Origin of the sequence: Paenibacillus sp. OAE614 (assembly GCF_040546645.1) — a bacterium.
GTDB classification, from domain to species: Bacteria; Bacillota; Bacilli; order Paenibacillales; family Paenibacillaceae; genus Paenibacillus_AQ; species Paenibacillus_AQ favisporus.
Genome location: NZ_JBEPOD010000001.1, coordinates 4,399,401 through 4,411,528 on the forward strand (window position 1 = coordinate 4,399,401; position 12,128 = coordinate 4,411,528).

14 protein-coding genes are annotated in these 12,128 nt (G+C 51.4%); 2 read left to right on the forward strand and 12 right to left on the reverse strand.

Translation table 11 applies throughout. The annotated features are described in order from the left end of the window. Positions 1 to 103: 103 nt before the first annotated feature. Positions 104 to 1,525 carry a dihydrolipoyl dehydrogenase gene (gene lpdA / locus ABIE48_RS20255; RefSeq protein ID WP_192715631.1) on the reverse strand — a complete coding sequence of 474 codons (1,422 nt, stop codon included), beginning with the start codon at positions 1,523 to 1,525 and terminating at the stop codon, positions 104 to 106. 215 nt (positions 1,526 to 1,740) lie between these two features. Between lpdA and ABIE48_RS20260 the strand changes: the two genes are divergently transcribed. Next, a complete protein-coding gene (locus ABIE48_RS20260) occupies positions 1,741 to 2,040 on the forward strand; it encodes a DUF2627 domain-containing protein (RefSeq protein WP_145023828.1) in 300 nt (99 codons plus the stop codon). A 49-nt stretch (positions 2,041 to 2,089) separates the two neighbouring features. On the opposite strand, the gene ABIE48_RS20265 is transcribed toward ABIE48_RS20260, so the two are convergent. Together ABIE48_RS20265 and ABIE48_RS20270 are read right to left on the reverse strand one after the other, a co-directional pair. Further along, positions 2,090 to 2,434 (reverse strand): hypothetical protein, encoded by a 345-nt coding sequence (locus ABIE48_RS20265; RefSeq protein ID WP_076170031.1) that lies wholly within the window; start codon positions 2,432 to 2,434, stop codon positions 2,090 to 2,092. A gap of 105 nt (positions 2,435 to 2,539) precedes the next feature. After that, positions 2,540 to 2,752, reverse strand: a complete 213-nt coding sequence (locus tag ABIE48_RS20270; RefSeq protein ID WP_145023824.1) for a hypothetical protein — start codon at positions 2,750 to 2,752, stop codon at positions 2,540 to 2,542. Between the two features lie 199 nt (positions 2,753 to 2,951). Here ABIE48_RS20270 and ABIE48_RS20275 point away from each other — a divergent pair, with 199 nt between their 5' ends. Further along, a complete protein-coding gene (locus tag ABIE48_RS20275; RefSeq protein WP_084203876.1) occupies positions 2,952 to 3,557 on the forward strand; it encodes a thymidine kinase in 606 nt (201 codons plus the stop codon). 67 nt (positions 3,558 to 3,624) lie between these two features. Here ABIE48_RS20275 and ABIE48_RS20280 read toward each other — a convergent pair whose 3' ends face one another. From ABIE48_RS20280 to ABIE48_RS20320, 9 genes are all read right to left on the reverse strand, one after another. Beyond that, entirely contained in the window at positions 3,625 to 3,837 is a 213-nt protein-coding gene (locus ABIE48_RS20280; protein ID WP_145024598.1) for a DUF3006 domain-containing protein, read from the reverse strand. A 5-nt stretch (positions 3,838 to 3,842) separates the two neighbouring features. Continuing rightward, on the reverse strand, positions 3,843 to 4,733 hold the full coding sequence (locus tag ABIE48_RS20285) for a ComEC/Rec2 family competence protein (protein WP_260869339.1): 891 nt from the start codon (positions 4,731 to 4,733) through the stop codon (positions 3,843 to 3,845). A 62-nt stretch (positions 4,734 to 4,795) separates the two neighbouring features. After that, complete coding sequence (locus tag ABIE48_RS20290; protein ID WP_145023820.1) at positions 4,796 to 5,635, reverse strand: stalk domain-containing protein; 840 nt, start codon at positions 5,633 to 5,635, stop codon at positions 4,796 to 4,798. A gap of 281 nt (positions 5,636 to 5,916) precedes the next feature. Then, on the reverse strand, positions 5,917 to 6,720 hold the full coding sequence (spo0A, locus tag ABIE48_RS20295) for a sporulation transcription factor Spo0A (protein ID WP_192715632.1): 804 nt from the start codon (positions 6,718 to 6,720) through the stop codon (positions 5,917 to 5,919). A gap of 184 nt (positions 6,721 to 6,904) precedes the next feature. Next, a complete protein-coding gene (gene spoIVB / locus ABIE48_RS20300) occupies positions 6,905 to 8,230 on the reverse strand; it encodes a SpoIVB peptidase (protein ID WP_089548090.1) in 1,326 nt (441 codons plus the stop codon). Between the two features lie 103 nt (positions 8,231 to 8,333). Continuing rightward, a complete protein-coding gene (gene recN / locus ABIE48_RS20305) occupies positions 8,334 to 10,070 on the reverse strand; it encodes a DNA repair protein RecN (RefSeq protein ID WP_116229649.1) in 1,737 nt (578 codons plus the stop codon). Positions 10,071 to 10,112: 42 nt separating this feature from the next. Next, on the reverse strand, positions 10,113 to 10,562 hold the full coding sequence (gene ahrC, locus ABIE48_RS20310) for a transcriptional regulator AhrC/ArgR (RefSeq protein ID WP_145023816.1): 450 nt from the start codon (positions 10,560 to 10,562) through the stop codon (positions 10,113 to 10,115). Positions 10,563 to 10,592: 30 nt separating this feature from the next. After that, positions 10,593 to 11,075 carry a hypothetical protein gene (locus tag ABIE48_RS20315; protein WP_076170176.1) on the reverse strand — a complete coding sequence of 161 codons (483 nt, stop codon included), beginning with the start codon at positions 11,073 to 11,075 and terminating at the stop codon, positions 10,593 to 10,595. A 187-nt stretch (positions 11,076 to 11,262) separates the two neighbouring features. Further along, a complete protein-coding gene (locus tag ABIE48_RS20320; RefSeq protein ID WP_145023814.1) occupies positions 11,263 to 12,120 on the reverse strand; it encodes a TlyA family RNA methyltransferase in 858 nt (285 codons plus the stop codon). Positions 12,121 to 12,128 lie beyond the last annotated feature (8 nt).

The window sequence follows — 12,128 nt, forward strand, 5'->3', positions numbered from 1 at the left end:
GTCTGTCCCTGATCTACTATTAAAACCTGGTACTAAGACTTGGCTTAACCCTATTATAATCATAACCGCGGCGAAAGAAAAGAACCGATTCTAAATTTTGGTCTTACATTCCGATGGATTTGCCTTCTACCGTCAGCATCGCCTCGCCCAAAATTTCCGAGAGCGTCGGATGCGGATGCACCATCTGTCCTATCTCCCATGGGGTTGCATTCAAAAATTGGGCCAATGCCGCCTCGCTGATCAGGTCTGTCGCATGGGCTCCGATCATTTGCACGCCTAAAATGTCGTTTGTCTTAGGATCAGCTACTACTTTTACGAATCCTTCCTTGCTCCCCTGTACCAGTGCCTTCCCGATGGCCTGGAACGGGAATTTGCCGACCTTAACCTCGAATCCGCGGTTGCGGGCTTCCTTCTCGGTGATGCCGACACTGGCCACTTCGGGTCTTGTGTACACGCACCTTGGAATCAGATCCGCATCCCCTGGGTGAACTTCTTCTCCTGCCAAATGGTTGACGGCCGCAATTCCTTCATGGCTTGCCGCATGCGCGAGCTGCAGTCCGCCAATGACGTCGCCGATGGCATAAATATGGGATTCTCCGGTTTGATAGTGTTTATTGACAGCTATAAATCCGCGCTCCACCCGGACATCCGTGTTCTCCAGACCGATATTCTCCACATTAGCCTGGCGGCCGATCGACACAAGCAGCTTGTCCGCTTGAAGCCGTTCGGTTTTTTCCCCGACAAGCACATCGATCTGCACCTGATGATCCGCTGCTTCGTATGTCTCCGTCTGCAGCTGAGCCCCGGTAACAATTTTGATGCCCCGGCGCGAAAACGACTTCTGAAGCTCACGGGCCACCTCTTCATCTTCTGCAGGCAGCAGCTGGCCCGCCGCCTCCACGACGGTGACCTCCACGCCGAAATCGTTCAGCATCGAAGCCCATTCGACACCGATCACGCCGCCTCCGACGATGATGATGGACATCGGAAGCTCCTCCATTTGTAGTGCCTCGTCGCTGGTCAAAATATGTATTCCGTCGGGTTCAAGTCCAGGCAGCACTCTTGGACGGGAGCCTGTGGCGATAATCAAATGCGTCGGAACCACCGTCTCCATCTCTCCATCTGCAAGCTCCACAGCAACGGCACCGCTTTTCGGCGAAAAAATGGAAGGACCGATGACCCGCCCTTTTCCATGAACCACCTGAATTTTATTTTTGCGCATCAGGTACTGAACCCCTTGGTGCAGCTGATCTACGATCGCTTCCTTCCGCGCCTGAACCTTGGGAAATTTGAGTGCGGCCCCTGCTGTTTCGATGCCGTAGCTCTCGCTTTCTTTGATCTCTGCGTATACTTCCGCGCTCCGCAGCAAAGACTTACTTGGAATACAGCCGCGGTGCAGGCACGTTCCTCCCAGCTTGTCCGCTTCAATAATAACGACTTCCTTGCCCAGCTGAGCTGCGCGGATTGCAGCCACATAACCGCCGGTACCGCCGCCCAGAACGGCTACGTCACATGATATTGTCATTGTCCATCCCCCATCTTAACATGTTTATATTGAAACCATTTGGTGCATAACTTATGACAAGTTGTGCCCGGAGTAAGAAGCACTCCATCGCTTTTATATTGTACTCGGTTTTCACCGCATTACAAAATGTTATCACATGTCCGGAAATAGACAAAGATTCGCCGGACGAGTTATGATATAGTGGACTAAAACAGGCCAACAGGAAGGGATTTTTCATGAAACTGATTATTTCCCGCTTTATCGCCATCCTGATCCTCGTCATTCCGGGACTGGCGGCAATGACCGGATTTTTGTTTATGAAAGATGCGGTATTCGAATATTATTCGCTCCACGGCGATGCGAGCGTCGCCCATCCGTCGTTTGCGTGGGGACATTTTGTGCTCGGCCTGCTCCTGTTCGTGGCAGGGATGAGCTTTCTCGGCGGCTGGATTCTGTTCCGGGACCGCAAACGAAACTATGTAGGGCCACGTTTCAAGGAGAAGCGTAAGCCCAAACCGCCCATACAATCATCATAATGCCGGATTCCTAGACCAGGAATCGAACAAAGAACCCCGGACTGCAGATTTATCTCAGAACGGGGTTTTGTTGTTGGTCCGAATCTTGATCGGTTTCGCTGGCGATAATGTCAAGAACGATGTCCTCCTTCACCAATCCGTACTCCGGATTCCCCAGCACCGGAAGATTCGTTAGCGTTCTGCTCGTTAAGACGACCTTCAACTCGTTATCGCGGTTGTAAAGCACAGATTCGACCACAAAGAAATTGTTCAGTAATCCCGCAATGATGGCGATTTGCTGCGGGCTCAATTTCGGCGGGGGCACACCGGCTTTGGCATACTTTACAACCGGTTTTGCCGGCTTGCGCCGTTTCTTGTTATCCGTGGACCGGTTCACCCAATCACCCCGCTTCAATGTATTCCTGCTCACTTTAGGATATAGCGGATCATGCGAATTGGTGTATCCCAATTTGCCGCAAAAGCTGCAGCAAGCGACTAGTCAGGAACCGGACCGGATAAATTATTCGTACAGCGCCTCTCTCAGCTTGGTGGACATCCGTGATTCCTTCGATGAAGATTTCAGCAGCGTGAGCCGCAGTTTATGGTTTTGCTGAACCGCTTCTTCGAGGTCCGCGAGCAGACTGCTGACCAATTCTTCCACTTGCGGGTCCTTGCCGAGCTCTGCTGTCAATTCAGCGATCCTTGCTTTATAAGCTTCTATTTTTTCCTGCATGATGCCTTCTCCTCCAAATGCTCATTCGATCCTTCTTCTATTAACCATACCACGGCCAAACGCCTGCACGCCACTTTCGGTTATTTTTGTAGCCATGTCCGTTTTAATTGTGGTACTCTATAAAAGTCGCAATTTTTCGTGTTTTGTCATCATATAGAACATGAACGGGTTATGCTAACGGGAAAGGAGCAGGCTGAACGTGAATAAAGGACGGATTACCGTAATTACGGGACCCATGTTTAGCGAAAAATCGGGTGAACTTATCCGCCGGTGCCAAAAACTGATCCAATACGGGCGGAAAAAGCTGGTGGCTTACAAGCCCGAGGAGGATCAGCGCTACGCGAAGGACGAAATCGTCAGCCGGATCGGATACCGGCTGCCAGCCATCTCCATTCCGCGGCAGTTGACCGCTGACATCACCGCCAAAATCTTGGCGGAAACCGCTGACGCGGATGTGGTCGCTTTTGACGAGGTTCAGTTCTTCAGCAAGCCGATCCTTGGCCTGGTGGAAGAGCTGGCATACAGCGGGAAGCATGTCATCGTGGACGGACTGAATCTGGACTATCGTGGAAAAGAATTCGGCTACATAGGCGGGCTACTGGCCATGGCCGACGACATCCAGCTGCTGACCGCCTTTTGTGCGGTATGCGGCAGCCCGGAAGCCGTGTTCACACAGCGGATTGTCAACGGCCACCCCGCTCCGCTGGGCTCGGTAATCATGATCGGGGATTCCGATGATTACGAGCCGCGGTGCCGGTGCTGTTTTGTTCCACCGCATAAGGTCAGTGCCAAAGGAAGCGCCTGATCATACAAAAAAACTCTTCGGGATGATGAGCAAGATCGATCAGCACATCATCCGGCGAAGAGTTTTTTTATGATTCCCAAACATCGTCCATCAGCTTTTTGATCTCGTCCGTGCGCCGTTTCGTTGCAGCCGGATCGGTCACCCACTTTCCGTCCCTCAGTTCCACCGTGTCTCCTGCCTTCACTTGAGGATCCACTTGTTCACGGGGTACGGCCTGGATGTTACCGTCCACTTCAATGCGGCAATACGGTCCTTCATAACCTTCGACATATCCCGTCATCGTTCTCACCTTTCCGTTCGGAATGTCACCTTCTGCCCATTCGACTCCGCTTCAATCGTTCCCTGAAGATCGTTACGGTATACCTTGACGCCCTGCTGCTTCAGCCGGTTTAGAATGACGCTTTTCGGATGGCCGTATGTATTGTCTGCACCTACCTGTATGACCGCATACTTCGGATGAACCCGTTTGAGAAATGCGAGCGTGGTCGACGATTTGGAGCCGTGGTGGCCCACCAGCATGACATCCGCCTGCAGATCCGTTCCGGCGTCAAGCATATCCCGTTCGCTGTCCGCCTCCGCGTCACCGGTCAACAGAAAAGAAGTGCGGCCGTACGTTATTTTCACCACAGCGCTCATGTTATTCGAGTCGTCATAACTTCTGCGGGGCGCCAGCATATCGACATGAACCTCATCGTCCATATCCCAAGAGATCCCGGCCTTGGCCGTTTGTACCTTCAGTTTGGCATTTTTTACGGCACGCAGAACGGATTCAAACGTTTTCGTATTGGCCTGTGCTTTCGGCATATAGATGTGGCCCACCGGAATGTGGTTAATGACCGCATCCAGTCCGCCGATATGATCGGCATCCGGATGAGTTCCGATGACCGTGTCGAGCTTGGTGATGCCGTATTGGTCCATATATTGCAGTATCAGCTCTTCTTTGTCATTGTTCCCGGCATCAATCAGCATCGTTTTACCGGAAGGGGAAATAATAAGCTGAGAAGCTCCCTGCCCTACATCAAGAAAAACGACCCGAAGGTTTCCCCCGCTGGTGCTCGCTGGGGTGCTGTTGTTCTCCGGTGCCGCCGGGTTGATCTCCAGACTGCATCCGCTCAGGATCAGCAACGCCGTGATGACGCCTGTCAGCAATAAAGTGGTTATCTTGGATGTCTTCATCATCGTTCCTTTCACGGCTGTAGCCTTAACAAGTTAGTAATAACTGCCAGAACGTTATCTTATCACGAACCGTACTCGGGGTACAAGGCTAACTGAGCATCACCTGCTTGTAGAAGACCGTTTTTAAACGTGTAGCTTAAGGTTAAATCGCCGATAAATTCGGCGGGGGACACCTGCACGGCCGTAGTCGCTTTCAGGGTATTCCCCTCAAGGGTATAAGTCATAACGCTTCCGATCCCCGGCGGGTGCTTTACAGGGCCGGACTGCAGTTTGGATATAGGGATGACCGTCCGCTCGCCGCGAATATCCAGCTCAATTTGCTTGTCCGTCACTTTACTGTCGAACTGTTTTAAAAACGCCGTATATGCATCCTCTACAGGTATGGGTTCCGCTGTTTGGGCATACACGAGCGGATTGGAAGTATAAACGCCGGTTCCATATCCTGTCGTTAAAATGATAACAATATCCTTCTTGCCGTCACCCGTCAAATCGGCTCGATCGATGATTGGAGCATAGCTTGGATTGTCCACATTGTACCCAGGGATGTGACGGGTGAAAGTCTGAGTCTTCAGCGTTAAGTTTTCATAGGTTCCCGATTCGCTGGCATCTCCGCTGATCTGTATCGTCTGGTCATCGGATTGTGCAAAGGGGTCCTGTTTCTTGTCGTCAATTCGAACCGTGTTGCTTTGGCTGTCATAGGTGACTTGTTTGCCAAAAAGCTTTCCGAAGGTTTGCAGGGGTATCATAATTTCATCATCTATGTGAACGGGTGCCGCTTCAGTCACCCACTCGGTTCCGTTGAGCATCACTTTGATGGGGTCCGGTTTCGCCATGACCATAATTGACGTTGCCGACAACACCATCGCAGCCGTGGTGGCAATGATCCATCCTTTTGCTTTCAATGTTAAACTCCTTCCCGTATTCGCCCAGCAAGGTTTCCAATTTTTGATAACAATTTAAGTGTAAAATTAATCAGGCTTGATATCCAGATAAAACTTTGTAACTATATGGAATGAACGAAGAAACTACAAAATTTCAGTTCCATATATTATTACCCTTTTCAAAATGAAAATAATGGATATCGGAATATTTCTGGAAATGATGGATCTTCATCAAATAAAAAAACGCCATACTATGATCATCGTCATAGTATGGCGTATTCTTTAGGGTCATGCTATTCCTTTCACGACACCTTATGCTCAATGCGCAGCTTGTCGGCCACCATCGCGATAAACTCGCTGTTGGTCGGCTTCGATTTGCTGATGTTGATGGTGTAACCGAACAGATGGCTGATCGAATCGATGTTGCCGCGCGTCCAGGCCACTTCGATTGCATGACGGATCGCCCGCTCGACCCGGGATGGCGTCGTTTTGAACTTTTCGGCGATCGCCGGATACAGCGTTTTGGTAATGGCACCGAGGATTTCAATGTTGTTGTACACCATAGTAATCGCTTCGCGCAAATATTGGTAACCTTTGATATGGGCCGGAACTCCGATCTCATGAATGATGGACGTAATATTGGCGTCAAGGTTTTTCCCTTTCGCCATCGGAACCACATTGGATTTGGTCGTTGATACCGTCATATTGCCTGTCGTGATATGCTGCTGCCCCACGAGCTGACGAATACAGCTGGCTAGAACCTCCATGTCAAACGGCTTAAGAATGTAGTATGAAGCACCGAGTTGTACCGCTCTTTGGGTGATGTTCTCCTGGCCGAAAGCAGTCAGCATAATGATTTTAGGCTGCGTGGACAGATTCATCTCGCGTAGTCTTTCGAGAACGCCCAATCCGTCCAGATGCGGCATAATAATGTCCAAAATCAGTACGTCCGGTATTTTTCTCGATTCACTGATCATATTTAGGACTTCCTCGCCATTATAGGCGATTCCCGTTACCATCATATCGTCTTGCTCGGTAATATATTCCGCAAGCAAATTCGTGAATTCCCGGTTGTCATCCGCCAACAATACCTCTATTTTTTGCACTGGCTGCTTCCTCCTTAGAATCGTATTCCCTTATTTTTCTGCAGAGATAAGTTTTCGACACCCAACATTAAATTCCTTCTGTCGAAAATTATTTTTGTTTATTTTTTTACCTTGTTGAATTATAATTAATATTTTCATCCATTATTCTAACTATTTCGCGATGAAACGACAAAAAGTCTTAAGGCTACACGGCCTTAAGACTTTTTTGAGTACTTTTCGATTGAGGAAGAACTCCGGAATCCTGAAGCATCCACTCGATGAAGCATCCGTAACCGGACCGCGGATCGTTAACGAACACGTGGGTCACCGCTCCGACCAATTTGCCGTCCTGCACGATTGGGCTTCCGCTCATCCCTTGGACGATGCCCCCGGTCTTCTCCAGCAGCCGCGGATCGGTAATTCGGATGACCAGTCCTTTGGTGGCCGGCGATTCCTGCTTCGCCACATGGACAATATTGACCTTGAACCGTTCGACCTGCTGCCCATCCACCACAGTCAAAATTTCGGCCGGGCCTTCTTTTACCTCCTGGGCGAATGCTACCGGGATGCCTTCTTTATACAAGCTGTGCTCCGGATTCTGATTCATCTTGCCGAAGATTCCGAAATGCGTGTTGCGCTCAATATTACCGAGGATTTTACTTTCCTTGAGAAAATGTGCTCTCTTCTCGCCAGGTTCGCCATCTTGGCTCTTCGATATCGAGGTTACGCTGGACTGCAAAATTTCCCCGCTGCCGACGGAAATCGGCGTTTGCGTGTTCATATCCGTAATGACATGGCCCAGTGCCCCATAAACGCCTTGATCGGGAGCATAGAAGGTTAACGTTCCGACGCCTGCGGCTGAGTCGCGAATATACAGTCCTAATCGCCACACCCTGTCTTCCTGGTCATAGGCAGGGGACAGCTTCGTGCTCATCTCTTTGTTTCCGCGTTTGAATTTGATTTCGACCGGTCGCTTGCTTTTGCCCGCCTCTTCGACTACTTTGGCAACTTTTGCGACATCGTCCATCGGAACCCCATTCATGTGTGTCATTAAATCACCCAGCTGGATTCCGGCATTCTCACCAGGGGACACCTTTGTATCGGCATCCACGCTGACCAGGTGATGCCCAACGACCAAAATGCCCGCCGATTTCACCTTCACTCCAATGGTTTGTCCTCCCGGTATAACCTTGAGTCCGGGAACGACATGGATCTGAACGGTTTTAAAAGGGATGGTTCCGAATAATTTCAAGGTTACTTTCGCCATTCCGCTGTGCTGCGGCGTCAGCTGCAATGGACGTCCTGGAGTCACCTTGGCGGTAACGGCGGAACCGTTGAGATGCAGAACGCCCGGACGGTCGACGGTTGCTTGGGCCGTCACCGGCATGGAGAGCGCTTGTGCCGTTCCCGCAAACATCCTGATTTCATTCGGGATGGCGGCCAGGCTTTGTACCGGCTCTGTTGTTCCTAAAAAACAAAGAAAGAAGACAATGAAAAGACCGAGCATTTTATTCCTGAGGCTGGAGTTCAATGGCTGTCACGCTCCCTTTTGCTTCTTTCGCTTGACGAAAGGTGGTCGCCAATTGCGTACCTTTAAGATTACCCCGCCTCTAGGCTTTTATTACTGTCAATCATTACTCTGGTGCGGATTTGACGGCTTTCCGCTCGTCCGCCAGCTTCAGCATTTCTTGGGCATGATGGAGCGTTTTCTTCGTAATTTCCACCCCGCCGAGCATGCGGGCCAATTCTTCAACCCGGCCCTTCGTCGAGAGCTCTTCTACGCGCGTCATTGTACGTCCTTCATCCACATTCTTTTCGATTAAATACTGATGATCCGCCATGCAGGCCACTTGCGGAAGATGGGTAATCGAAAACACCTGGCAGGTCTCAGCCAGCTTGTTCAGCTTCTCGGCGATGGATTGTGCCGCTCTTCCGCTGACCCCCGTGTCCACTTCGTCAAAGATCAGGACCGGAATGCGGTCATGGCGGGCAAAGATGCTCTTCATCGCCAGCATCATCCGGGATAACTCACCGCCTGACGCGATTTTGCTGAGCGGCCGCAGCGGCTCGCCCGGATTCGGGGATATCATAAACTCAGCGGTATCAAGCCCCTGTCTGGTGAGCCGGATCTTCCGGCCGTCGACCTCGATCCCCCGCGGATCATCAAGCCGCTCCAGACGGACTTCCAGCGACGTTCGCTCCATGTGCAGGTCCTTCAGCTCGGCCTCGACCTGTCTGGCGAGATCTGCAGCACACTGCTGCCTTGCTTCGCTTAGCTCTAGCGCGGATTCAACCAGTCCGTTCAGCAGTCCTTCCCTTTGGGATTTCAGCTGCTCCAGACGCTCATCCTTGTTCTCCAGCAGGCTCGTTTCCTGCAGGATCGACTCGTAATAGGCCAGAATCTGCTCCACGCTGTCCCCGTATTTACGGCGGAGTGTGGAGATGAGATCCAAACGCTGCTCCACCTCTTCCAGCCGCTCAGGGTTAAACTCCACCTGATCCCGGTAATCCCGGAGCTGAAAGGCAGCGTCCTCCAGCTGGTAAAAAGCGGACTGCAGCTGCTCCAGGACCGGCCCCAGACCCTTCTCATCATACTTCATAACATCTTCCAGACGGGAAATGGCCGTGCTGATCACGCTGATTCCCTGATGCCCATTCAGCAGCTCATAAGATCCCGATACCGCATCCATCATTTTCTCGCTATGGGATAGCTTGACCCTTTCTTCGCCCAGCCATTCATCTTCTCCTGATTTTAATGAAGCGGCTGAGATTTCTTCCAGCTGGAAACGATAGAGATCGAGCATCTGATACGCTTTCTGGCTGGATTCCATCAGCTCCCGCAGCTCCTTCTCCACTTTGGAGAACGCCGCATACCGTTCCTGATATTCCCGTTTGATGGGTCCGATCAACGTATCCCCGTAAGTATCCAGCAAGCTGAGATGCCTGTCTGCGCGTAACAGGTTCTGATGCTCATGCTGGCCATGTATGTTGACCAGCTGCTCGCCGACTTCCCGCAGCATCGTCAAGTTAACCAGCTGCCCGTTGATTCTTGACGTGCTCTTGCCCTGAGACGTCAGCTCCCTGCGGATGATTAAATGCTCTTCATGACTTCCTCCGACACCGATCTTGGCCAAGGCTTCCCACACGGGATGGCCTTCCTGCAGCTCGAACATCGCTTCAATCTCCGCCTTGTCGCAGCCGTAGCGGATCAAGTCCGCCGAGCCTCTTCCTCCGGCAATCAGCCCCAAAGCATCGATAATGATGGATTTCCCGGCACCGGTCTCCCCGGTCAGCACGTGAAAGCCGGGATGAAAATGGACGTCGACGGATTCGACGACCGCCAAGTTTCGGATACTCAATGTTAAAAGCATGATAAAAAGCGCACCTCCGCTAAGGCAAATCTATAATTTGTACTATGAAATAAAGCTGTTGATCATCTGGACAAGCCGCTCGCTGTCCTCATTCGTCCGGCATATGATCAGCGCCGTGTCATCGCCGCAGATCGTTCCCATGATTTCGTTCCATTCCATGTTATCCAGTAAGACGGCAACGGCATTGGCCGTTCCCGGCAGGCACTTCATGACGACCAGGTTGTTCGTGTAATCGATGTGCACGAAATTGTCCACCAGGGCGCGCTTAAGCTTCTGAATCGGATTGTAGCGCTGATCCGTCGGCAGTGAATATTTATACCTGCCGTCATCCATCGGCACCTTGATCAGCAGCAGTTCTTTGATGTCCCTGGACACGGTTGCCTGTGTAACCTGAAAACCCGCTTCACGCAGAGCCTCCACCAGCTCGTCCTGGGTCTCGATCTCCTGCTGGGTGATAATCTCGCGTATTTTGATATGGCGTTGTCCTTTCATAGTGGCCTCCCAAATGTTAGTTGCTCATATTTAATCATCATAACCATTCCAGTCCTCTTCATCCCAATCAAAATGAATACGCCGGATCTCCCCTTCGTCGGCATCGACGAAGAGCACGCCGCCTGAGCCCGGATACAGCAGAAAATAGGGCAGCAGACGGTCGCGCAGACCGGATCCGGTCCATTCCAGGGGCAGACGCCTTCTGGCGACTTTCACAAGGTACAACACCTCGTCATCGTCCCTCACGACATAATCGATAAACAGGCGGCTGTGATATTCCTCCCCGTCCGCCTCAAACAGCAGCGGGATCTTGATTTTGCCGCCGATCACTTCATAGCCTGCCTCCTCCAGCAGATCTACCGCGGGATGGTCATGTATCTGTTCGTTAATCGGCATTTCCGGTACGCGGGCAGGCAGAGGGTTAAACAGCCATGATCTCAGACCGTACGCGATCCAAACGATCAGGAGTACGCCGATCAGCACCATAACCAGCAAGTCTGCACGTCCCTCCATCCTCATCACCTCGCCTTGGTATTCGCGGAAATGCGGTAGAATCCCTTTTTTAAATGTATAAAAATCCGTTTTTCGAATGTATAAACGCATATAAACAAGCTCATTATAACCCAAACAAACGTTCTCATCAATCGTTATTCCAAAGTTTTTGTTTCGGAGGAATGATAACCGTCCCTACAAAAAGAACTCATCCCTTGGATGAGTTCCCTGTAAACGTATGGCGTGCCTGCGCAACTACATCAGCAACCAAAGCCTGCAGTTCTTCTTCGGCTACAGGTTGTCCTGCTGTATCCGATGGGCTCGCGTGCACATGCCAATGAGCGAGAAATTCGATATTTCCTTCACCGCCGGTGATCGGCGAAAACGTTAGTCCTTTTAGAATAAAGCCTAACTCCGCGGCAAAAGACAGCACGTTCATCAGTACCTCGCGGTGAACTTCAGGTTCCCGGACGACGCCCGATTTTCCGACCTTCTCCCTGCCGGCTTCAAACTGCGGTTTAATCAGCGCAGCCACGTCAGCCGGTTTGTTCAGGAGAGCCATCAGCGGGGGCAGGATGATGCGCAGCGAAATGAAGGATACATCGATGCTGGCAAAATCCGGGGAAGGGCCTTTCAGATCCTCGGGCGTCATGTAGCGGAAGTTGGTCCGTTCCATCACGCATACCCGCTCGTCATTTCGCAGCGACCAATCCAGCTGATTGTACCCGACATCAATGGCGTACACATAGCCGGCTCCGTTCTGAAGCGCGCAGTCGGTAAAGCCGCCGGTGGATGACCCGATATCCAGCATCGTTCTGCCGGTCAGATCGATCCCAAAGGTTCGGAGCGCCTTCTCCAGCTTCAAACCGCCGCGGCTGACATAAGGATGCACAGCTCCCTTGACCCTAAGCGGCGTATCGCGCGGAATTTTCGTCCCCGCCTTTTCGACCGGTTCTTCTGCGGCTAAGACCAGCCCGGCCATAATCGCAGCCTTAGCTTTTTCCCGGCTCTCGTAAAAGCCCTGCTCAACGAGCAGGACATCGATTCGTTCTTTAGGCAAATTCATCGTTATCT